The organism is Streptomyces sp. PsTaAH-124 (genome assembly GCF_000373685.1).
In the GTDB taxonomy this organism is placed as follows: Bacteria; Actinomycetota; Actinomycetes; order Streptomycetales; family Streptomycetaceae; genus Streptomyces; species Streptomyces andamanensis.
Genome location: NZ_KB892162.1, coordinates 182,110 through 204,092 on the forward strand (window position 1 = coordinate 182,110; position 21,983 = coordinate 204,092).

At 73.9% G+C, this 21,983-nt stretch carries 16 protein-coding genes; 10 read left to right on the forward strand and 6 right to left on the reverse strand.

Going from position 1 to position 21,983, the window contains the following annotated elements; genetic code table 11:
* On the reverse strand, window positions 1-189 hold the full coding sequence (locus B086_RS0109195; protein ID WP_018566121.1) for a ferredoxin: 189 nt from the start codon (window positions 187-189) through the stop codon (window positions 1-3).
* A gap of 335 nt (window positions 190-524) precedes the next feature.
* On the opposite strand from B086_RS0109195, the gene B086_RS0109200 reads away from it, so the two are divergent.
* Both B086_RS0109200 and B086_RS0109205 read left to right on the forward strand, forming a co-directional pair.
* Window positions 525-1,880, forward strand: coding sequence for a glutamine synthetase family protein (locus B086_RS0109200; RefSeq protein ID WP_018566122.1), 1,356 nt, complete (start codon window positions 525-527; stop codon window positions 1,878-1,880).
* Between the two features lie 19 nt (window positions 1,881-1,899).
* A complete protein-coding gene (locus tag B086_RS0109205; protein ID WP_018566123.1) occupies window positions 1,900-3,192 on the forward strand; it encodes a cytochrome P450 in 1,293 nt (430 codons plus the stop codon).
* A 259-nt stretch (window positions 3,193-3,451) separates the two neighbouring features.
* Here B086_RS0109205 and B086_RS0109210 read toward each other — a convergent pair whose 3' ends face one another.
* Together B086_RS0109210 and B086_RS0109215 are read right to left on the reverse strand one after the other, a co-directional pair.
* Entirely contained in the window at window positions 3,452-3,781 is a 330-nt protein-coding gene (locus B086_RS0109210; RefSeq protein WP_018566124.1) for a hypothetical protein, read from the reverse strand.
* Between the two features lie 843 nt (window positions 3,782-4,624).
* Window positions 4,625-4,816 (reverse strand): thiomuracin/GE37468 family thiazolyl RiPP peptide, encoded by a 192-nt coding sequence (locus B086_RS0109215; protein WP_018566125.1) that lies wholly within the window; start codon window positions 4,814-4,816, stop codon window positions 4,625-4,627.
* A 215-nt stretch (window positions 4,817-5,031) separates the two neighbouring features.
* Here B086_RS0109215 and B086_RS0109220 point away from each other — a divergent pair, with 215 nt between their 5' ends.
* Genes B086_RS0109220 through B086_RS39635 form a run of 8 tightly spaced genes read left to right on the forward strand, consistent with a single transcriptional unit; the run spans window position 5,032 to window position 17,403 of the window.
* Complete coding sequence (locus B086_RS0109220) at window positions 5,032-6,033, forward strand: hypothetical protein (protein ID WP_158690378.1); 1,002 nt, start codon at window positions 5,032-5,034, stop codon at window positions 6,031-6,033.
* Entirely contained in the window at window positions 6,030-7,373 is a 1,344-nt protein-coding gene (locus tag B086_RS0109225; protein ID WP_018566127.1) for a nitroreductase family protein, read from the forward strand. The genes B086_RS0109220 and B086_RS0109225 overlap by 4 nt, the downstream gene beginning before the upstream one ends.
* Window positions 7,373-10,279, forward strand: a complete 2,907-nt coding sequence (locus B086_RS0109230) for a lantibiotic dehydratase (protein ID WP_018566128.1) — start codon at window positions 7,373-7,375, stop codon at window positions 10,277-10,279. Before B086_RS0109225 ends, B086_RS0109230 begins: the two co-directional genes overlap by 1 nt.
* Before the next feature lie 47 nt (window positions 10,280-10,326).
* Window positions 10,327-11,187 (forward strand): lantibiotic dehydratase C-terminal domain-containing protein, encoded by an 861-nt coding sequence (locus B086_RS41910; protein ID WP_158690379.1) that lies wholly within the window; start codon window positions 10,327-10,329, stop codon window positions 11,185-11,187.
* Between the two features lie 59 nt (window positions 11,188-11,246).
* Entirely contained in the window at window positions 11,247-12,593 is a 1,347-nt protein-coding gene (locus B086_RS0109240; RefSeq protein ID WP_018566130.1) for a lantibiotic dehydratase C-terminal domain-containing protein, read from the forward strand.
* Window positions 12,590-13,951, forward strand: coding sequence for a nitroreductase family protein (locus B086_RS0109245; protein WP_018566131.1), 1,362 nt, complete (start codon window positions 12,590-12,592; stop codon window positions 13,949-13,951). The genes B086_RS0109240 and B086_RS0109245 overlap by 4 nt, the downstream gene beginning before the upstream one ends.
* Window positions 13,952-14,009: 58 nt before the next feature.
* Complete coding sequence (locus B086_RS0109250; RefSeq protein ID WP_018566132.1) at window positions 14,010-15,434, forward strand: hypothetical protein; 1,425 nt, start codon at window positions 14,010-14,012, stop codon at window positions 15,432-15,434.
* Complete coding sequence (locus B086_RS39635) at window positions 15,427-17,403, forward strand: TOMM precursor leader peptide-binding protein (protein WP_018566133.1); 1,977 nt, start codon at window positions 15,427-15,429, stop codon at window positions 17,401-17,403. The genes B086_RS0109250 and B086_RS39635 overlap by 8 nt, the downstream gene beginning before the upstream one ends.
* 112 nt (window positions 17,404-17,515) lie before the next feature.
* On the opposite strand, the gene B086_RS0109260 is transcribed toward B086_RS39635, so the two are convergent.
* The 3 genes from B086_RS0109260 to B086_RS0109270 form a co-directional block, all read right to left on the reverse strand.
* A complete protein-coding gene (locus tag B086_RS0109260) occupies window positions 17,516-18,409 on the reverse strand; it encodes an NADP-dependent oxidoreductase (protein WP_026252253.1) in 894 nt (297 codons plus the stop codon).
* A 141-nt stretch (window positions 18,410-18,550) separates the two neighbouring features.
* Entirely contained in the window at window positions 18,551-19,420 is an 870-nt protein-coding gene (locus B086_RS0109265; RefSeq protein WP_018566135.1) for an MBL fold metallo-hydrolase, read from the reverse strand.
* A gap of 171 nt (window positions 19,421-19,591) precedes the next feature.
* Window positions 19,592-21,976: a phosphoketolase gene (locus B086_RS0109270; protein WP_018566136.1), complete on the reverse strand. Its 2,385-nt coding sequence runs from the start codon at window positions 21,974-21,976 to the stop codon at window positions 19,592-19,594.
* Between the last annotated feature and the right edge of the window lie 7 nt (window positions 21,977-21,983).

The window sequence follows — 21,983 nt, forward strand, 5'->3', positions numbered from 1 at the left end:
TCAGTCCTCGATCCGGATGGCCTGGAGCGGACAGACGTCGGCGGCCTCCTCGACGTCGTCGCGCAGTGTCTCGTCGGGGTCGGGGACGTGGGCCAGGTGTCCGGTGTCGTCGAAGGAGAAGACGTCGGGGGCGGCGAAGACGCACTGGCCGTGGTCCTGGCACTTGTTCATGTCGACGACGACCTTCATGGCCGGTCCTCCTGGGGCTGAGGGGGCGTCGGGGTGGTGGAGAAGGGGCCCGGCCGCGGGGGCCGGGCCCCGGCCAAGGGACACGGGGGGACACCGGATCCCCAACTCGTTTGGCTTCAAACAAGATAGGAAGCGGCAGGGCCCTGGTCAATAGCTATCCGGATGGATAAATTTCCGTGACGCCCCTCTTGCGGGAGCGCGTCGCCCGGCCCTACCGTTTGCGATCAAACAAGCTTGTGGCCTCCTGCGCTCCCGCAGTCCGAGACCGCCTCTACCCCCTTCTCCCCCGGCGCCCGAGCCGTCACAGGCGCCCCCCTTCTCCAGAGGAGACACCGGTGAGCGCATCCGACGCACCGTCCGTCCGCCGGCACCTGGAACGCCTGGCCGCCGAGGGCATCGACGTGGTCCGGGTGACCTATCCCGACCTCATCGGCACCGAACGGGCCCGGGACGTCCTGCTCGACCACCTGCCCGCCGCCTGCGACCACGGCCTCGCCTTCTGCCGCGCCGTCTACCACACCAGCCCCCAGGGCGACACGGTCCCCGTCCCCGGCGGCCTCGACGCCGGACTGCCCGACATCTGCGTCCACCCGGACCTCGACACCCTCACCGCCCTGCCCTGGGAACCCGGGGTCGCCACCTGCCTGGGCGACGTCACCGACCCGGCCACCCGACTGCCCGCGCCCGAGTCCCCCCGCGACCTGCTGCGCGCCGTCGTCGAGCGGTGCGCCGAGCACGGGCTGCGCCCGGTGGTGGGCCCCGAGCTGGAGTACTTCCTGTGCGACGCCGCCCCGGAGACGGCGTCCGGCTGGCGCCGCTACAGCGAGGCCCAGGGCGTCGTCTACACCGCGGGGCTGCGCGCAGACCGCGACAACCACCTGCTGCGCACGCTGCGGATGCTGCGTGATCTCGGCATCGGCGTCAGCGGCGGCAACCACGAGTACGACGGCTCCCAGTTCGAGATCAACCTGACCCACTCCGATGCCCTGGAGGCCGCCGACCGCGCCTTCCGCTTCAAGACGGCCGTCAAGGAACTCGCCCGCAAGGAAGGCCGGCTGGCCACCTTCATGGCCAAACCCTTCAACTCCGCGGGAGGTTCCGGGTTCCATCTCCACCTGTCCTGTGTGGACGAGGACGGCATCAGCGCCTTCGCCGACCCGGCGGCGCCGTACGGCCTCTCCGCGACCGCCCGCCACGCCGTGGCCGGGGTCCTCGCCCACGCGCCCGCGCTCGCCGCGCTCGCCAACCCCACCGTCAACTCCTACAAGCGCTTCGGCCCCGACACCCTCGCGCCCTGGCTGATCGACTGGGGTCTGGACAACCGCAGCGCCATGGTCCGGATCCCGCCCGAGCGCGGCGCGGCGACCCGTTTCGAACTGCGCCTGGGCGACGCGGGCGCCAACCCCTATCTGCTGATCGCGGGAACCCTCGCTGCGGCGCTGCTGGGCGTCCTGGCGGGCGAGGAGCCGCCGGCCCCGCTGGAGGGCTACGGCTACGACTCCGCCCGGTCCACCGTGCTGCCCGGCAGCCTGCCCGCCGCCCTGGACGCGCTGGAGGCGGACACGGCACTGACCGACCTGCTCGGCAAGGACTTCACCGCCTCCTACCTCACCTACAAGCGCGACGAGGTCGCACGCTTCCAACGGCACGTCACCGACTGGGAGTTCACCGAGTACGCCTACCACCTGTGACCCCGAGGAGGCCCACCCCATGACCCCGACAGCCCCGCTCGTGTCCGAGGCCGTCCGCGAGCCGCTGCCCCTGGCCGACGTCGACCTCGCCGACCTCGACAACTTCACCGACGGCGTGACCCCCTGGCGCATGTTCCACACCCTGCGCCACGAGGACCCCGTCCACTGGCAGCCCGAGGAGTCCCCCAACTCCGGCTTCTGGGCGGTGACCCGGCACGCCGACATCGCCCGCGTCGACCGCGACGCCGAGACGTTCACCTCCACGCGGTTCGTCAATCTGGAGGAGGTCGACGACGACCAGATCGCCCGGCGCGCCTCCCTCCTGGAACTGGACGGAGTCCGCCACCGCGCGCTGCGCCGCCTGCTCCAGCGGCAGTTCGGCGCGGGCGTCATCAACAGCTACGCCGACTTCCTGCGCGGCCTGACCGCCACCACCCTGGACGCGGCCCTGGCCAAGGGCTCCTTCGACTTCGTGAAGGAGGTCTCCGCCGACTTCCCGATCAACGTCCTCGCCCGCCTCCTGGACGTGCCGCCCGAGGACAACCAGCGGCTCATCGACTGGGGCAACCGCATCATCGGCAACACCGACCCGGACTACGCCGACGTGCTCCTGCACAGCGCGGAGAGCGAGCGGTACCGCGATCTGCCCTTCCGCTCCCCCGCCTCGCTGGAGGTGTTCGCCTACGGGCGCGAACTGGCCCGGCGGCGGCGCGGCGGCTCCGGCACGGACCTGGTCTCCCGGCTCGTCAACGAGACCCCGCGCGACGGGGTGCCGCTCTCCCCGCGGGACTTCGACAACTACTTCCTGCTGCTGGTCGTCGCCGGGAACGAGACGACCCGGCACACCATCACCCACGCGATGCTGGCCCTCCTCCAGCACCCGGAGCAACTGGCCCGCCTCCAGGAGGACCCCTCCCTGATCTCCGGCGCGGTCGAGGAGTTCCTGCGCTGGGCCTCCCCCGTCTACCACTTCCGCCGCACCGCCACCCGCGACGTCGAACTCGGCGGCCGGCACATCAAGGAGGGCGACAAGGTCGTCATGTGGTTCGCCTCCGGCAACCGCGACGAGGAGGTCTTCCCCGACCCGTACGGCTTCGACGTCACCCGCCGCGACAACGACCACGTCACCTTCGGCAAGGGCAGCCCCCATCTGTGCCTGGGCAATCTGCTCGCCCGCACCGAGATCCGCATCCTGTTCGAGGAACTGATCCCCCGCCTGTCGGGCATCCACCTGACCGGCGACGTCCCCCGGGTCCGCTCCAACTTCGTCAACGGCGTCAAGCGGCTGCCGGTGGAGGTGACGCTCGCCTGAGGGCGACGAGCGCATCGAGAGAATGTCGACGAGGCTTACGCAGAACGGGACTTCGCGAGATTCCGAGCCGAGGTCGCCGCATCCGATGCCGCCACGGCCGCCCCCTGCGAGCGGCGCTGGCCGCGCGGAGGGTTCGGCGGACACGGTACTCGTGAGGGGCGGCGCGCGGTATGCGGTCGGGCGGTCGTCCGCAGGTGGCACCGCAGCGGCCCGCCGCGGTCACCGCGGCGGGCCCCCGGGCGTCCGGCACCCGGTGTCGTCAGGCCTTGCCGGTCTTGGTCACGCAGTACCGCAGTGGTCCGGTCGGGCCGTCGCGCAGGCAGATCTCCATGGTGAGGGGCACCCCTGCCTTCAGGGAATTGGTGTGGCCCGTGGTGCAGGTGCCCGCGCCGTTCGCGTCCTGGAGCGTCGTGGAGGAGCCGCTTCCCCAGGTCGCCCTGCCCCAGGCCCGCAGACCGTCGGCCTGGTTGTCGCAGACCCGGAAGGTGTCCGGTCCCGACCACTGGGCGATGCCTCCCGGCCGGCCGGAGTCGCTCGTCAGGATCTGCCAGTCGACGTCGGACGCGCTGGCGGGCCCGGCGGCCATCATGGCTGCACCTGCCGCGAAGACCGTCATTCCTACGGCCCGGACAGTCCTGCCGCGCCATGAGATCGGTGAACGCATGTTCCCCCCAAGTCGGGTGTGCTCTGACGGGCCTCACCCCGGTCACGGCAAGCCGGACCTGCACCAGGTCGCTTCCGTGCCTCCGGTTCCAGGATCCCGGGATCCCCTCGGCCCGGTCCCGACTGTGGCAGTACACCGCGGCCCGCGTCTTTGGCACCCCGTCGCCAGCGGCTTGACGAGCAGTGACCACAGGGGTCCTCCGCAGCCGCGTCCGGCCATCGGCACGGGCCTCGGTCCAGGTGGGCCACCCGCAGGGTGATGCCGCGCAGGGGATGCCCCCGGACTGCGGAGCCACTGCTGATGACCGGAATCGCGTCGTGCGAGCCGGTGCGCGGTCGGGGGAAGTCCGGCCGTACCGGCTCGTGCGGACCTCCACGTCGGGGCGGATCAGCCAGAGGGCCCGGCCCCAGGCGTCCACCGTGGTCGCCGGTACCTTCCCGTGGTCGTACTGCCGAGGCAACCGTTCCCCGGTCGGCCGGACGCTGGGCCCGTTCCATGAATCGCGGACCGCCGGGAGCTGTGGAAGCATGGGCCGGGGAACACCCGCGCGTGCCTCATCAGGAGGTCTGCATGTCCTCGAAGCGTCGCCGGAAGAAGAAGGCCCGCCGCAAGCACCGGGCGAACCACGGGCGGCGGCCTCAGTGCTGAGTGCCTGACGGCGCCCGGTATCCGCACGGTCGCACCGTACGCACGGCGCATCCTTCCAGGGTGCGCCGTGGCGGCGTGTGCCGGGCGGGGCGCCCCGCCCGGCACACGCCGCCGGCCGGCTCAGGAACAGCTGCAATTGCAGCAGTTCGGCGGCGGGGCACAGCAGAAGGACGCGCTCACCTCGGTCATGCCGTGGCCCGCCGTCAGCGACTGGCTGTGCTCGTCCTCGGCCAGCGAGCCGAGGTCGAGGTCCAGCGCGAGGTCGGCGACCGCGTCAGCGAGCGAGGGCGTGCCATTGCTGAACTCGTTCATCAGAACCCTCCTTCCCGATTTGACATGCCGTCAACAACGTGTTGGCGACAACGAGTTGGGACATTAGCGTGGCGGTCCTCCCTTGTGAAGGGGATGGACTAGACCATTTGAATCGGTTAGTGTCGGCCGCCGAGAGGCCACGCATCACGGCTTCCGTCGGCGGCTGCTCGCCCGCGGAAGCACCTTCCCGCAGCGGCGTCCCGATGGAGGTGGCGATGAGGCCGAGACTGCTTCCCGACACACATCTGCTGCCCTCCGACCGAGGCGTGGTGATCAGCGGGCCCCGGCACACCGCCGCCTTCGCGCTGCCGGGCATGTATCCCTGGCTGGAGCGGCTGCGCCCGTTCCTGGACGGCCGGAGCAGTCTGGACCAGCTCACCGCCGGCCTCGCGCCGCAGGCCGCCCGGCATGTCCGCACACTGGTGGACCTGCTGGTCAGGGAGGGTTTCGCACGGGACGCCGCGCGGGATCTGCCGCACCGACTGAGTCCGGAGGTCCGCGCACGGCACGCCTCGCTGATCGACTTCGTCGCGGCGCGCGCCGACTCGCCCGAGCACCGCTTCGAGCGGTACCGCGACTGCGCCCCCGTGGTGGTCGGTGCGGGACGGCTGGCGGGCGCCCTCGTTCTCGCCCTGATCGCCTCGGGTGTGGCACACATACGCCTGCACATCGACGAGGCCGCGGACGACGGCACGGCCCGGCTGCGGGACTGCGTCGCGCTGCTGCGCGAGGAGGACCATTCCTTCCGATACGAGGAACTGGACGGCCCTCTCGACCGACTCCCTCCCGACACCGGCGTGTTACTGCTCGGTTCCGATGTGTTCACCCCCGATTCCATGGCGCGGGCCCACACCCTCGCGGAACGCGCCGGGGTCCGGTACGGGCAGGCGGTGGGCCGAGGGGACCACATCGTGATCAGCGCCGTGAGCGAGCCCCGCGGTGCGTCGGAGTCACCGCCCCCCGGCGACTCGTCCGACAGCGGCGGATCCGCACGGGAGACGACCGCAAGCACCGGGGGCAACGCACGGACACGGAAGCCGAGTTCCTACCTCGGCGGCCCGGTCGCCGCACTCGCCGCCGACCAGCTCTGCCTGCACCTGCTGTACCGGACGGCAGGGCTGGACGGCCCGGACGTCGACGGCCGCCCCTCACCGGTCGCCGAGCCGGTGGCACTGGACCTGCGCACCGGCCGCCTCGTCGGCGCGGACGCGGCGTGACCGGCACAGCGAGCGCTGCGCGCCCGGCCGAGGTGACGGTGCCCGACGGCCCGTTCCCCATGGACCTCTGGTCCGAGGCGGTCTACTCCCGCCGCGCCATCCCGGACACGCTCGCCGCCGGTGCCCCGGTCCCGGGCACGACCGACCCCGGCCAGGACCCGCTTCCCGCCGGTCCCCCCCTGCCGCTGGCGCCGCCACCGCTGCGGCTCCCGCCCTCCCCCGGTTCCCCGGCCGACCTCGCCGATCCTGCCGTCCTCGCCGCGCTGCTGCACTACTCCTACGGTCTGCTCCAGCACGATCCGACCCCGGGCGGCCGTCCACTGCACCGTGCGGTGGCCTCCGCCCGCTGCCGCTACCCGAGCGAACTGACCCTGGTCACCACCCAGGCGGCGTACCGCTTCGATCCGCTTCGTCATCAGCTCGTCGGCCTCGGCGTCTCCTCCGCGGCCCGTCGGCCGTTCGCCCCGGGCCCGCCCGCGTTCCTCGTGATCACCAGCCGCTTCGCCCGCACCGCGCGCCTCTACGGCGACTACGCGCCGCGCCTGTGCGCCCAGGAAGCGGGGATGCTGCTGGGCGCGGCGCACCTGGTGGCCGCCGCACTCGGCCTGCCCGCCCGGCCCGGCGCGGACCTGGGGACCCTGCTCGGGCTGTGCGCGAACTGGCTGCCGGAGGCCGGTGAACACCCCATGGGATACGTGGAGTTGGGCCCCGAACCGTCCACCGTTGCCGATCCGGCCTCCCTGAGGGCCGGCGGTCCGCCCTGGCTGCCGCCCGACCTGGCCTCGGTGCTGCGGGCCCGCCACTCCGGTGCCGCGATCTTCGACCCGGCCCCGGTGGCCGCCCCGGCGCGGTTGCTCACCGAGCTCGGCGCCGCCCTCGCCGACGCGCCGTTCGACGACTTCTCCTGCCATCTGCTGGTCAGCCGGGTCACCGGCACCGGGCCGGGGCACCTTGTGCACGACGGCGGACAGACCCGCCGGGTCCAGGACGGCGACCCGCTTCCGCTGCTGGAGCAGATCGGGCAGACCGAGGGCCGGGTGTCGGTCAACTTCCGCGCCACCGCCTGCACGGCCTACATCGCCGTCCGGCGCGGCGAGGCGGTGGCGAAGTACGGCGCGGACGCGTTCCGCAGGCTGCATCTGACCGCGGGGGCGGTGGCCCACCGGATCTGTGTCGTCGCCGCCCGGAACGGGCTCTCCGCCCGGGTGCACAACGGCTACGACGCCGCCCGCGCCGCACATCTGCTGGGCCTGTCCCCGGACGAGGAGACGGTCCTCTTCCAGGTGGCCCTCGGCACGGCGCGGCCCGGCGCCTCCTTCCGGGTCCCGGTGGTCTTCTGATGAGCACCGGGACTCCACCCGTCCGCCCCGCCCCCACGGCCACCTGCCCCGCCCCCGGTCCGTGCTCCGCATCCTCCGCCGACGTCCTCTCCGCCCCCTTCGGCGTACGCGTCGCCGGTCTGCCCGCCACCGCGCTGGACGCCTCCCGTATCCCGCACAGCACCGAACTCGCCGTGCGGATCGCCTCGTTGGACCAGCGGCTCGCCCTCGACGCGGCGCGCCTCGGCGAAGAACTGCACGGGGTGATCGGTACGGAGGCCGCGCGCCCGTTCAAGGCCCGGCTGGTGGGGCTGCGCCGAGCCGTCCATCAAGGCGCCCGTATCGCCGCGCTGCTGGACAGGGCGGCCCCAGCGCACGTCCTCGGCACCGCCCTCGCCGAGGGCCTGCACCGGCACACCGCCCTGCTGGGCACCCGGGGCGAACTCTTCGCCGAGCTGGAGCGTCTCCTCCCCGCCGAGACCCGTTCCGCCGCGGCGGCCCTGGCGGAGCTCGTCGAGGACCGGGCGTTCGCCGCCGGTCTCGGGTATGCCAGCGCCGATCTGTACGCGGACGTGCTGCGCTGGCGCGAACGCGCCCGAGCCGGACGGCGGCCACTGGACGGGGCGGCCGTCCGGCTGGCCAAGTACGCGGCCCGCGCGATGGCCAAGCCCAGCCCGCTCACCACCTTCGCCGCGAGCGGGTTCGGCCGCTGGGCGGCGGACGCGGGCGCCGCGGTACGCCTGGAGAGCACCGTCCGGACCGAGGTGGCCGAAGCCGGTCTGCTGCCGCTGTCCCGGATCGCCGCCGCCCTCGCGCTGCTGCCCGAGCTGGAGGAGGCCGTGGAACTGCGGGTCAACCCGTGGGCCACCCGGGTACGTTCCCCGGGCGGGGACGAGGAGTGGCTGTTCACCGTGCCGGGCCCGTCCGGTGCCGTACGCTCGCTGCCCGCCACACCGGCGCTGGAGGCGATCCTGGCGGCGGTCCCCGAGGGCGGAAATCCCCGGCGGCTGCGCGCCCTGCTCGGCGCACCCGGGCCGACCGGTGGCACCACTGCCCGGCCCGGGGCGGCCACCGCCGACGCCGCAGACGCCGTCGTCGCACAGCTCGTCCGGCTGGGGCTGCTGGAAGTACGCCTCGGCCTCCCGGACCAGGAACTGGACGCGGCCTCGCTCTGTGACTGGCTCGGCAAGCGGCTGCCCGCACCGGCCGCCACACAACCGACCGGCGCACAGCCCACCGACACACAGCCGTCCGCCCCGCAGGCGGCCGACCGCGTCAGGCTCCTGCTCGCCGATCTGTGCGCGGTCCGCGACGCAGCGGACGCCGCCCGCGCCGCCGAGCCCGGATCCCACGGACGTATCGCCGCCACCGTGCACACCCGCACCACGGACGCGGCCCACCGGCTCGGACTGCTCGGTCCGGCCGGGCGACCGGAGCGCGGCACACCGTACTTCCACAACACCGTCGTCACCGGTACCGCCGCTGTCCTCGACCCGGCCGCCTGGCGGACCGCTCTCGCGGATCTCGCCCTGGTGCCCGCCCTGCTCGCCCCCTTCGACACCCTCGCGCCCCGGCGGGAGGCGCTGGGACAGCGCGCCGCGAGCGCCTACGGGCCGGGCTTCGTACGGCCGTTGTCCACCTTCCTCAAGGACTTCGGCGCCCACTGGGACCGAGCCGAGCCGAACACCCCGGACGCACCGGATTCAGTGTTCGCCACCGCGCGGGACACGCGACGGCAGGACGAACTGCGCCGTCTGATCTCCGGTACCACGCCCGGCCCCGACGGCACGGTCCGGCTCGACCCACGAGCCGTCCGCGAGCTGTGCGCCGCCTGGCCCGACCCGCACACCTCCGGCGACCGCCACACCTGCTACGTCCAGACACTCCCCGGCAGAGACACAGACACAGACACACACGCACGCCCGGACACGAGCACGGACACGGACGCAGGCACCGGTCCCGCGCTGGTGCTCAACACGGTCACCGGCGGCCACGGCACCGGCCGCACCCGGACCGCCCGCCTCCTCGGCGCACCGCGCACACACCCGGACCCGGCCACCACCCTCACAGCACCCGAGAGCGAACAGAGCGGCATCCTGTACGCCGAGTTCGACGCCGCCTTCGGCAGTGCCCTCAACCAGCGCGCCCCCGCCACCCGGTACACGATCGACCTCGACGGCTCCACCTCGCACCGGCCCCCCGGCCGGCTGATCCGACCCGCCGACCTGGACGTCGCGCACGACCGGCACACCGGGCACCTGCGCCTCACCCACCGCCCCACCGGCCGCGTCGTACGACCACTGCACCTGGGCCTGCTCGCCACCCCGCTGCTTCCGCTGCCGGCCCGGCTGCTGGTGGAGGTCTTCGGCCCGGCCTCGTACACCTTCTGGTCGGACTGGCCCCAGCTCTGGCAGTTCCTCCCGCCGGACCCGGCCGCCGCTCCGCCCCGCCCCGGCGCGGGGACGGGGCCCGGGACTGGCTGGACGAAAATGCCCCGGCTCGCGCTCGGAAGCGTGGTGCTGCGCCGCGCGACCTGGTTCGTCGGCCGGGGACAGGCGCCCGTACGCGCCGCCGGGGAGCAGGACGCCGCCCACCTGGTCCGGGTACACGCCTGGCGCGCCGCCCTCGGCCTGCCCCGGCGCTGCTTCCTGCGCGTGCTCACCCCGCGCCCCGCCGGGGGTTTCGCGGGCCCCGCGCTGCACGACAAGGACCGCAAGCCGGTCTACCTCGACTTCTCCCATCCCCATCTGCTGCGTGTCTTCGAGCGGGCGGCGGCCACGGACCGGCCGCTGCTCCTGACCGAGGCCCTGCCCGACCTCCACGACGCGCCCGCCCACCGGGACGGCCGCCGTCACGCCGCCGAATTCCTGATCGAGCTGCCCGGCACGGCGGTCCCGGCGCAACAGGGGCGGTCGGAATCATGCTGACCCCTACCGCCGACGGCGCAGACGGCTCCGGGTCGACGGACCGATGGGTGAGCGCTCACGTGTTCACCGCCCACCCGCTGGACCTGGTGATACGCGACCTGGTCCACGAGGTCTCCGGCGAACTGCGCCGATGCGGTCTGATCGACCTGCTCTTCTTCCTCCGCCACTGGCAGGGCGGCCCTCATCTGCGCCTGCGGGTACGCCTCACCGAACCGGCCGCCGAACCCGAGGTGCGCGCCGTGCTGACCGCTCATACCGAGGCGTTCTTCCAAGTCCTGCCCGCCTCATCATCTATGACTGAGCGTCAATATCAGTTGCTCGCAGCGGAGTTGTCCGCGCATGAACCAGAGAGCGAACCCGGAACCCTGGCGTGCAACGACAGCCTGGCGTTCCTCCCCTACCGCCCCGAACACGCCAAGTACGGCCGGGGCACGGCGTTGCGTGCGGCCGAGGAGTCCTTCGGCGTGTGCAGTGAGCTGGCCACCGCCGCCGTGGCCGCCCGCCGGAGCACGGCCCAGCGGATGGCGTACTGCTTCGCCCTGCTGACCGGCACCCTGGACCCGCGCACCGCCGCGCCCGCGCGGCGGCCGGATCCGGCGGTGGCGGCTCAGTACCGGGGCCGACGCGACGCACTGCTCGGCGTCGCCCGCGCGGCACGGGCGGCGCACGCGGCGGCCCCGGAACAGGCCGCCGTGGCACACGAGCGGGCCGACGCCGACCCGGTGGCCCGCTGGCTCACCGGCTGCCGCCGCGCCCAGCGGGAGGCCGCCGATCCCGCCCGGCTCGCCGGGCACCTGACCCACCTGGCCTGCAACCGCCTGGGCGTACGCCTCGACCAGGAGGCGACCCTGCGCGGCCTGGCCCGGCTCGCCGTTGCGGAACTCACCGGCAGCACCGGTCCCGCATGACCGCGGCCCCCCGCCGGGAGGCCCCGGCCGACCGAGAACCACGAAGGAGGCACTCCCCCATGGCAGGCAACCCGCCGACGGCCGAACCCCAGTGGCGCGCGGCTCATGTCGCGTACTTCGGCGACGACACCGACCAGCTGATCCTGCGGGCCGTTCGGCCGGTCATCGAGCGGTGCGCCGCTCACGGCGCCGCGGCCCATGTGCTGCGGCACTGGCGTCGCGGGCCGCATCTGCGCCTGGTGGTCCGGGCCACACCCGCCGTCTTCGCCGAGGTGGTGGAGCCCGCCGTACGCGAACTGATCGGCGGCCATCTGCGGGCGCACCCGTCCACGGCGCCCGCGCCCGACGAGGACGCGCTGCTGCCGCTGCACCGCCGCCTGGCCGAGGCCGAACGGGAGACCGGCCCGCTGACTCCCTTCTCCCCGGACAACTCCATCACCTGGGAGGCGCACGACCGCCGGATCGATGTGCTCGGGTGCCCGGTGGGCGCCGACGAACTCGCCCTGTTCTACGAGCGCACCAACGACCTGCTGTTCGAGCACCTGGAGGCCGTCGCCGCCGGTCTGCCGCGCGAGACACTGGCCCTGCGCCTGATGCTCGCCACCGCGCACACGCTGTGCCGGCATCCGCAGGACCCCTCGATCCGGCGCGGGTTCGTCTCCTTCCGCTCGCACGCCGAGGGGTACCTGAGCACGGCCGGTCCGCGGGCGCGGCAGGGCTTCGAGCAGCGCTACGCGGCCAACCGCGCGGTGCTCACCGCGCAGGTGCGTGCCGTGGTCGCGGCCTTCGACCCCGTCCCGCCCGGACCCGTCCCCACCGGACCCGTCCCGCCCGGCCCCGGCCTGCCCTCGACCGATGTGCCCGCGTCCGGTACGTCCGGTGCCGCTGCCCTCGCCGAGCCGGGCGGCGCGGCGACGCTGCACCGCTGGGTGGCCGCGATCGACCCGCTGGGCAGCCGCTGGACCGCGCTGTACGAGGCCGGTGAGATCCCCGAGGCGGAGATACCGGACGACGAGGAGAACGGCATCGGCGGTCTGCTCTCCGCCAGTCCGCTGCACCGGGCGATCAGCGGCAGCGCGACGTACAAGCGGATGATGTACCGCGATCCGCGCTTCCTGAGGTACCGCCTCATGCTCAACTACACCTATCTCCACCTCTCCCGGCTCGGCCTTCCGGGACTGAGCCGCTATCTGCTCTGCCATCTGGCGGCCGACGCCGTGGAGGAGGTCTACGGGGTCAGCGCCCTCCAACTCGTCCTGGCCACCGCCGAGAACACCGGCACCGCGCGCGGCCCCGAGACCGAGAAGGCCAAGGAGACCGAGGAGGCCAAGGAGAGCGAGGAGACCGACGAGAGCGGTGGCGGTGCCCCGCGAGCCGTCGCCGTACCCGCGCGGACCCGCGGATGACGGCCCCCGCACCGGCTGCCGGTTCCGGCACCCGTCCCCCGTCCGACGAGACCGGCGGTGCCGCGGCACGCCGCTACCACGCCCGGTACGGCAGTGTGCTGCCCGCCATCGACCCGGCGGCGGGCAGCACCCCGCCCAAGCACCATCCGGGGGCGCGCGTCCTCCCGCTGCCGTATCCACCGGCCTTCCCGCCCGCCCCCGCGGCGGACCGCCCTTCGCCGTCCCCGGACCCGGACCTCGCCCCCGACCCGCGGGACCTGGAACACCTGGGCGCCCTCCTCGCGCTGCTGAACGGCGTCACCCGCGCCGACTGGACGGACGGCCGCGTACGCGCCGGACGGCCGGTGCCGTCCGGTGGCGGCACCTATCCGGGCGAGGTGTATGTGGCGACCTCCTCCGGTCTCTGCCACTACCTGCCGGCGGCGCACGCCCTCGAACTGCTCTCCGAGACCGACCTGCGCGCCGACCTCGCCGGTGCGCTGAGCCCGCCTCCGGCGGCGCCGCCGGAGGTGCTGCTGCTGATCAGCAGCCGGCTGGGGGCGAATCTGGCCCGCTACGGACCGTTCGGCCACCGCCTCCAGGCGCTCGACACGGGTGTGCTGGCCGGGCAGGCACTCACCCTGCTGGAGTCGGCCGGTGCCGCGCCGACGGCGCACGCGCTGTTCGCGCAGGAGCACGTGGGGCGGCTGCTCGGCCTGGACGCGGAGACGGAACGCGTCCACGCCGTCGTCACCGCCGGGCGGCCGGGCCCCGTGGCGTCCGGCGCCGCGTTGCCGAACCGCCGTACGGCCAGGTCCGGTTACGAGCCAGCCCCGGTCCCGCTGGCCCAGGTGCTCGGCGTTCTGGACCGGGCGGCCCGCCCGGTGGCACTGGACCACACCCCGCCCGCCGACTGCGACCTCTACGTGGTGGCCCACCGCGTCACCGGGCTCGCGCCCGGCTGCCACCGCCGCGATCCGCGCACCGGGCGGCTGGTGCCGGTCGCCGACGGCGTCAGCGCGCGGGAGCTGTTCCCGACGGGCGGTCCGGGCGAGCTGGCCGCTTTCGAAGCCGCCTGCGCGGTGGTGGTGACCGGCAGCTACGAGGCGGGCTACCCGGTGTACGGGGACCGCTGGTACCGGATGCTCAATCTGCGGGCGGGTGTCCTCGGCCAGCGCATCGGCCTGGCGGCGGCCCGTGCCGGACTGGGTGCCGGGCTGCGCTGCGACACCGACACCGGGGCCGCCGACGCCGCCCTGCGCACACCCCCGGACCGTACGACGCTGCTGGCCGCGCTGCTCGGGCCGGAACGCGGCGCGGGCACGCCCTCCCATCACCTGCTCTTCAGCCCGGATGTTCCGCCTCCTGCCACCGGGTGACCGGGACTGCCCTCAGCGCATCAGCCGACCGTTCCCCCCTTCTCCAGCCGAGGACACCGTGCTCGCCTCCGACTCCGTTCCCCTTCTGCGTCCCGACGTCTTCCTCACCCCGAGCGGCAGCGGCACCGTGCACGTGCGCTCCAGCCGCGGCACCGATCTGATCGCCGCGCCGGGCATCGCCGCCTGGCTGGACCGGCTCGCACCGTTCCTCGACGGCACCCGTACGGTCGACCAGCTCGTCGGCGGTCTCGACGAGAACCGCCGCACGGTGGTCCTGCGCGTCCTGCGGCTCCTCGACGCGCACGGTCTGCTCGACGAGCGGTCCGCCGCCGGGCCCGACCCGCGCGCCGCCGCCCACGCGAGGATGCGGGTGCTGCTCCTCGGCGACCCGGAGCACACCCGCGCCCAGGCGGACGCGCTGCGGCTGACCGGCCTGCACACCACCACGGCGGTCGAGGACCTCGACGCGGCCCGGACAGCGGTGGCGGCGGGCGGCCACGACGCGCTGGTGCTGCTCACGGCCGATGCCGACACGCCGTCCGTCGCCCGGCTCGACGAGGACTGCCGCAGACACGGCCTGTGGTTCGCCGCCGCCGTCCGCGATGCCGCCGCCTGGTGGCTGGGCCCGAGCCTCGCCCCGGGCGCGGAGCGTGCCGCGGGCGGCTGGGCGGGTGCCTGGCTGCGGGTCCACGGCACCCGGGCCGCCGACCGCACCGCGGAGCCCCGTACTCCTGTCCCCCGCCCCGCCCCGGGTGCGGAGGCGGCCGCCGTGCTGCTGGCGCACCGGTTCCGGCAGGCCGTCCTGGACCCGGCCGCGCCCGAACCCCTCGTACGGCTGGACGCCGCCGCGCTGACCACCACCCGGCACCGCTACCGGCCCCATCCGGCCGCGCTCCCCGCCGCACCGGAGTCCGCCGAGACGTTCCTCGCCCGGATCGCGGCCCTGCGCGGCGGCCCCACGGTCGGCGACGACGAGTTCTCCCGGCGTGCCGCGGACTGCATCGACCCACGGGCCGGGCTGCTCGCGGAGCTGGACGAGGGCGGGCTTCCGCAGTTCCCCCGGCACGCGTCCAGCGCCCTGGTGCGCGATCCGCACACCGGCCGGGCCGGGCACCGGGTCCACGCCACCGGCCGCGACTTCACCGCCGCACGGCTGCGCACCGCGCGACGCGCCCTGCTCCACTACGCTCAACTCGCCCTCGATCCGAGGCGGTTCGTCGACACTCCCGAGGGGCCCGCGCTGTGGGCCTGGTCCCCGGAGCTGGGCACGGCCCGCCTGGTCCCGGCGGCCTCCGTGTCCGCTCAGGCGCCGCGCGTACCGCGCGGACTCGGCGCGGGCGCCACGTTCGACGAGGCGCTGGCGGCGGCGCTGAGCGATCTGCGCGGCCCCACGCGCGGCGCGCTGATCGTTCCGCTGGACCACGACCCGGCGGCCACCGAGGTCCTGCCCCACCTGCTGAAAGCGGTGCGCTGCGATGACTGAGACCCTGCTGCCCGTCGCCGCGCGGCTGCACCACGACGGGGGCCTCGTCGGCGGTGCCCTGGCCCGACGGCTGACGACCGCGTCCCCGGCAGACGGGTCGGGCATCAGGATCTTCTCCGCCGACACACCTGACGCCTTGTCAGCACTGCTTTCCGGTCAGGATGTCGGAGAAGCGCCCTTCCTGCTCGTCGTCGCCGAGCTGGACCGCGTGGTCGTCGGGCCGCTGGTCCGGCCCGGTGTCCCCGGCTGCCATCGGTGCCTCGCGGCCCGGCGCGCCGGGGCGCGGGCCGACGCGGCCGAGGCTGCGGCCCTGGAAGCCGCTCACGGCAGCCGGCTGACCGGCATGGTGTCCCCGCTGCTCACCCCGTCGGCCGCCGATCTCGCCGCGACCCTCGCCCTGCACCGGCTCACCGCAGCGGACGACGCCGCTCCCGCCGTCACCATGCTCCGCCTCGCCGATCTGGGGATCAGCCGCCACGCCTTCCGGCCCGATCCGCACTGCGCGCACTGCGGCGGCCTGCCCGACGACTGCGCCGCCGGTGCCGTGATCCCGCGCGTCCCCCGGCCCAAACCGGACCCGGCGGTCCTGCGGGTACGGGACCTGCGTGCCGAGCGGACGGAGCTGGAGGCCCGCTACGCCGACGACGAGACCGGCGTCCTCAAGGGGCTGCGCGCCCGCGGCCTGCACACGCTGCCGTTCGCCGAGGCCAAGGTCGGCCCGCCCGAGTCGGTCGACGGCGGGTACGGCCGCGCCCTCGACTTCCGTACCGCCAGGGTCACCGCGGTCGCCGAGGCGCTGGAGCGGCTGGGCGGTGGCCGTCCGGGGGGACGGCGCACCGTGGTGCGCGGCAGCCACCGCGAACTGGCCGCCCTGCACCCCGGCGGCGTCCTGGACCCGGCGACCACCGGCGCCCACGAACCGCACCGCTACCGGGAGCCGGGCTTCCCCTTCCAGCCGTACCACGCCGATCTCGTCCTGCCCTGGGTCTGGGGCTACTCGCTCACCCGGGAGCGCCCGGTCCTGGTCCCCGAGCACCTGGCCTACTACCGGCTGGGACGGCACAGCCCGGGGGACGTCCGGCCGTTCGTCTCCGAGATCTCCAACGGCTGCGCGCTCGGCGGCTGTGTGGAGGAGGCCGCCCTGTACGGTCTGCTGGAACTCGCCGAGCGCGACGCCTTCCTGCTCACCTGGTACGCCCGGCTGCCGGCGCCCGCGCTCGATCTGTGCTCCGCGCGCGACCGGCGGATCGGTCTGCTCGCCGACCGGATCCGCGAGAGCACCGGCTATCGCGTCGAGGTGTTCGACGTGACCGGCGCGGAGGGCATCCCCAGTTTCTGGGCCGCCGCCGTCGACACCCGGCCGGACGCCGGATCCGGTCCGGGGGTGCCGCGTCCGGGCGTGCTGTGCGCCGGGGGTTCGGGGCTCGATCCCGAACGCGGTGTCTTCGGCGCGCTGCACGAGCTGGTCACCGCCGTCGAGGCGTACCGGATGGTCTATCCGCAGCGTGCGGCGGACGCCGCCCGGATGCGCGACGACCCCGAGCAGGTGCGGCTGATGGACGATCACGCGCTGCTGTACTGCGATCCGGTGGCGGCCCGCCGCCTGGACTTCCTGCTCGGTCCGGGCGGCGGGCCGCCACGGGAGCGCACCGGTCTGCGGGAGCTGACCGAGCGCCACGCCTGGCCGCGCCATGCCGATCTGCGCGCGGATCTGGACGAGTTGGTGGGCCGTTTCGCCGCGTCCGGCCTGGAGGCGATCGTCGTCGATCAGACCACCCCGGTGCACGCCGAGGCCGGTCTCTCCTGTGTCAAGGCGCTCGTCCCGGGCCTGCTGCCGATGACCTTCGGCCATCATCTGCGCCGGATCAGCGGTCTGGACCGCGTGCTGACCGCCCCGCACACCCTCGGCCACACCACCGCGCCGCTCCGCCCCGAGGAGGTCAACCCGCATCCGCACCCGTTCCCGTGACCGCGTACGCGCGGGCGAGGGCGAGGGCGCGTGCGCACGTGTCGCCCGCGCGGGACCGCGGGCCCCGAGCACCGGCTCGTGGGCCCGCGGTCCCGTGCCGTCCGGCGGCGGGTCAGACGACCAGGACGCGCCGTCCGCGGGTGTGCCCGGCCTGGCTGTCGATGTGTGCCGCCGCGGCGTCGCGGAGCGGATACGTCTTCTCGACCGGGATGTGCAGCCGTCCCCGCGAGATGAGGTCCACGGCCTCGGTGAGCGCGTCCGGCACGCTGCCGGCCACGCCGGAGAAGCGGGCTCCGAACTCCGGTGCGCCGAGGTCGGCGATGGAGACGACCTTGTGCGGATCGCCGGTCAGTTCGACGAGTTCACGGATCACACCGGACCCGGCCAGGTCGAGCGCCGCGTCGACGCGGCCGAGCCGCCGCACCCGCTCGACCCACCCGTCCCCGTACGTCGTGGCGAGGGCGCCCAGGCTCCGCAGATAGTCCTGGTTCGCCGCCCCGGCGGTGCCGATCACGGTGATGCCGCGCTCGCGGGCGATCTGGAGCACCGCCGATCCCACGCCGCCGGACGCGCCGCTGACCAGCAGCGTCTGCCCGGACCGCACACCGACCTCGCGGATGATGCGCAGCGCGGTCTCGACCACGGAGGGGTATCCGGCCGCCTCCTCGAACGTGAGGCCCTCGGGCATCAGCGCCCAGGCCGACAGCACGGCGAACTCGGCGTAGGTGCTCGACCCTTCGCCGAACACCCGGTCTCCGGTCGCGACCCCTTCGACGCCCTCTCCGACCTCGTCCACCACCCCCGCGGCGTCCAGGCCGACTCCGGCGGGCAACTCGAGGGGATGGGCCGCCAGGATCTGGCCCTCACGGACACGCCAGTCGACGGGATTCACACCTGCCGCCCGTACGGCGACACGTATCTGGCCTGGGCCCGCGTGGGGCTCCTCGGCGTCCAGGAGGCGCAGCACGTCCGGGCCGCCGAACTCGGCGAAGCTCACTTTCTTCATGCCGCCGAACCTAACACTATCGGTTAGGTTTTCAAAACTGTTAGCCTTTTGCATCCGGTAGCGGTACTCGCGATGCGCACGCCGTTCGTCGCGCACGCCGTTCGCCGCACGGGCCGGACGGCGTGCGCACCGCGGGCCCGCTCACCAGCGGACGGCGGTGAAGTCGACGGGACGGGGCCGCAGCAGCCGGGTGCGCTCGGTGAGGGAGCGCAGCCGCCGGGACATCTCGTCGGCGGGCAGCCGGCGGCGGTCGCCGTGGCCCGGCAGGACCCACTCGAACCGCAGTTCTCCGGCCACCCTGGCGAGGGAGGCGGCCAGCTCCTCGACCGAGTACCACGTCACGCTCTCCGCGACCTCCAGGTCACCGGTGGTACGCGACCAGTAGAAGCTGTCCCCGGTGAAGCAGTACCGCCGGTCGGCGAGGTAGAGGACGCTCCCCCGGGTGTGGCCGGGCAGCGGCAGAGCGGTGACGCCCTCGCCGACGTCCACCGCGTCCAGACCGCGGATCACCCGGTCCGCGTCCGGTGCCGCGTCGAGGTCGCCCTCGTGGATCCACAGCCGGGCGCCGAAGTGGTCGGCGTAGTCGCGGCCGTGGGCGGCGTGGTCCCGGTGGGTGAGCAGGACGTCGGTCACGGATCCTACGGCCGCGTACCGCGCGGCGAGGGCGGGGCTCCAGCGCGGGGTGTCGATCATCATCACGCTGCCGGACGGCCGCTTGAGCAGGTAGGAGTTGGCTCCCGCGGTGTGCCGGGAGTTGTGGCCGCAGATCAGCACGCCGTCGTCCAGGGCCATCGGGAAGGGGTCGAGCGCGGGGTCCGGCCGTCCGGTCGCCGGGCGCACCGAGCGGGTGGGGCAGGCGAAGGCGGCGGCGTGTAAGCGCCTCGTCTCCGCCTCGTCGCGCGGCGCCCGCAGCATGTGCGAGCGTCCTTGCGACTCGCCGATCAGCTCCGGTGCGAACTGCCGTGCGACATCGCAGTTGGTGCACCGGTCGTCCACGTACCAGCCGTCCATGGCAGGGCTCCTTCCAGCGGGGACGGCCCCGGCCGGGGCCGCTCTCCAGGGATACGCCACCGGGCGGCGGGACCGGTAGGTCCCACAGATCTTGCGCTTGGCGACACCACCCTCTCTCACCGCCCGCCGGAAAGGGTGGTTCACACCTGATCGTCCCGCCCTTCGGGGCGGTCAGGCGTCCCAGGTCCAGTCGGCGACCTCCGGCAGGTCCGTGCCGTGCTCGCGGATCCAGGCGTGGTGGCGCAGCCGTACGTCCTCCATGCGCTGGCGCACGGCGGCGGCGCGCACGGCGAGGCCGGGGACGCGGTCGATGACGTCCATGACGAGGCGGTAGCGGTCGAGGTCGTTGCCGACCACCATGTCGAACGGGGTGGTCGTGGTGCCGATCTCCTTGTAGCCGCGGACGTGCAGGTGCTGGTGGCCCGAGCGGCGGTAGGCCAGGCGGTGGATCAGCCACGGGTAGCCGTGGTAGGCGAAGATCACCGGCCTGTCGGCGGTGAACAGGCCGTCGTACTCGAAGTCGTTCATGCCGTGCGGGTGTTCCTCGCTGGGCAGCAGCCGGGCGATGTCCACGACGTTCACCACGCGCACGGCGAGTCCGGGCAGCTCGCGGCGGAGCAACTGGGCCGCGGCCAGCACCTCCTGGGTGGGCACGTCGCCCGCGCAGGCCAGCACGACGTCCGGTTCGCGGGAGCCGTCCTCGGTGCCCGCCCAGTCCCAGACACCGGCTCCGCGCGCGCAGTGCGCCTTCGCCGCTTCCATGGGGAGCCAGTCGAAGCAGGGCTGCTTCCCGGCGACGATCACATTGACGTAGTCGCGGCTGCGCAGGGCGTGGTCGGCCACCGACAGCAGGGTGTTGGCGTCCGGCGGGAAGTAGACGCGTACCGCCTCGGGGCTCTTGTTGAGGATGTGGTCGACGAAGCCGGGGTCCTGGTGGGAGAAGCCGTTGTGGTCCTGGCGCCACACATGCGAGGTCAGCAGGTAGTTGAGGGAGGCGATGGGCGCGCGCCAGGGCAGCCGCCGGGTGGTGCGCAGCCACTTGATGTGCTGGTTGACCATCGAGTCGACGATGTGCGCGAACGCCTCGTAGCAGGAGAACAGCCCGTGCCGCCCGGTGAGGAGGTAGCCCTCCAGCCAGCCCTGGCAGGTGTGTTCGGACAGGATCTCCATGACCCGGCCGTGCCCGTCGAGGTGTTCGTCCACGTCCAGTGTCCGGGCCTGCCAGGCCTTGCCGCTGGCGTCGTAGACGGCCTGGAGGCGGTTGGAGGCGGTCTCGTCGGGGCCGACGAGGCGGAAGTCGCGGCGGTCGGCGGTCGCGGCCATGACGTCGCGGAGCAGGTCGCCGAGGACGCGGGTCGGTTCGTGCAGGGTCGCGCCGGGCCGGTCGACCGCGACGGCGTGCTTCTCCAGTGGCGGCAGGGGCAGTTCGCGCAGCAGCAGTCCGCCGTTGGCGTGCGGGGTGGCGCCGAGCCGCCGGGTGCCGTGCGGGACGCAGGCCAGGACGTCCGGGCGGGGCGTGCCGTACTCGTCGAAGAGTTCCCGCGGCCGGTACGAGCGCAGCCACTCCTCCAGTTGCCGCAGATGTGCGGGGTTGTCGCGCACGGCGGCCAGCGGGACCTGGTGGGCGCGCCAGGTGCCTTCCACGGGCAGGCCGTCGACCTCGGCGGGTCCGGTCCAGCCCTTGGGGGTGCGCAGGACGATCACCGGCCAGCGGGGCCGCTCGGTGGCGCCGTCCTCGCGGGCGGCCCGCTGGAAAGCGGTGATCCGGTCGACGGCGGTGTCCATGGCGGCGGCCAGGGCCCGGTGCACCGCGGCCGGTTCGTCGCCGGTGACATGGATCGGGTCGTGTCCGTAGCCCCTGAGCAGGGCGTCGAGTTCCGCCTCGGGGATCCGGGCGAGCACCGTGGGGTTGGCGATCTTGTAGCCGTTGAGGTGCAGGATCGGGAGCACGGCTCCGTCGTCGACCGGGTCGAGGAACTTGTTCGCGTGCCAGGAGGCGGCCAGCGGTCCGGTCTCCGCCTCGCCGTCGCCGATGACGCAGGCCACCAGCAGCCCGGGGTTGTCGAGGGCGGCGCCGTAGGCGTGGGTGAGGGAGTAGCCCAGTTCGCCGCCCTCGTGGATCGAGCCGGGTGTCTCGGGGGCGACATGGCTGGGGACCCCGCCGGGGAAGGAGAACTGCCGGAACAGCCGCTCCATCCCGGCCGCGTCCCGGGTGACGTCCGGGTAGGTCTCCGTGTACGAGCCCTCCAGCCAGGAGTTGGCCAGCACCGCGGGCCCGCCGTGCCCGGGTCCCCAGACGCACAGCGCGTCCAGGTCCCGTGCCTTGATGACGCGGTTGAGGTGGGTGTGGACCAGGTTGAGTCCGGGAGAGGTGCCCCAGTGGCCGAGCAGCCGCGGTTTGATGTGCTCCCGGCGCAGCGGCTCGGTCAGCAACGGGTTGGCGAGGAGATAGATCTGACCGACCGCCAGGTAGTTGGCGGCCCGCCAGTGGGCGTCCAGTGACCTGAGTTCCTCCTCCGTCAAGGGGGTGTGCGCCTGCTGCGTGTCGACGGACATCGGGTTC

What these genes read in the sequence shown, in the direction of transcription:
- B086_RS0109195 (WP_018566121.1), bottom strand. Translation starts at nt 189, where the DNA reads ATGAAGGTCGTCGTCGACATGAACAAGTGCCAGGACCACGGCCAGTGC.
- B086_RS0109205 (WP_018566123.1), top strand. Translation starts at nt 1,900, where the DNA reads ATGACCCCGACAGCCCCGCTCGTGTCCGAGGCCGTCCGCGAGCCGCTG.
- B086_RS0109210 (WP_018566124.1), bottom strand. Translation starts at nt 3,781, where the DNA reads ATGATGGCCGCCGGGCCCGCCAGCGCGTCCGACGTCGACTGGCAGATC.
- B086_RS0109215 (WP_018566125.1), bottom strand. Translation starts at nt 4,816, where the DNA reads ATGAACGAGTTCAGCAATGGCACGCCCTCGCTCGCTGACGCGGTCGCC.
- B086_RS0109220 (WP_158690378.1), top strand. Translation starts at nt 5,032, where the DNA reads ATGAGGCCGAGACTGCTTCCCGACACACATCTGCTGCCCTCCGACCGA.
- B086_RS0109230 (WP_018566128.1), top strand. Translation starts at nt 7,373, where the DNA reads ATGAGCACCGGGACTCCACCCGTCCGCCCCGCCCCCACGGCCACCTGC.
- B086_RS0109240 (WP_018566130.1), top strand. Translation starts at nt 11,247, where the DNA reads ATGGCAGGCAACCCGCCGACGGCCGAACCCCAGTGGCGCGCGGCTCAT.
- B086_RS0109245 (WP_018566131.1), top strand. Translation starts at nt 12,590, where the DNA reads ATGACGGCCCCCGCACCGGCTGCCGGTTCCGGCACCCGTCCCCCGTCC.
- B086_RS39635 (WP_018566133.1), top strand. Translation starts at nt 15,427, where the DNA reads ATGACTGAGACCCTGCTGCCCGTCGCCGCGCGGCTGCACCACGACGGG.
- B086_RS0109260 (WP_026252253.1), bottom strand. Translation starts at nt 18,409, where the DNA reads ATGAAGAAAGTGAGCTTCGCCGAGTTCGGCGGCCCGGACGTGCTGCGC.
- B086_RS0109265 (WP_018566135.1), bottom strand. Translation starts at nt 19,420, where the DNA reads ATGGACGGCTGGTACGTGGACGACCGGTGCACCAACTGCGATGTCGCA.
- B086_RS0109270 (WP_018566136.1), bottom strand. Translation starts at nt 21,976, where the DNA reads ATGTCCGTCGACACGCAGCAGGCGCACACCCCCTTGACGGAGGAGGAA.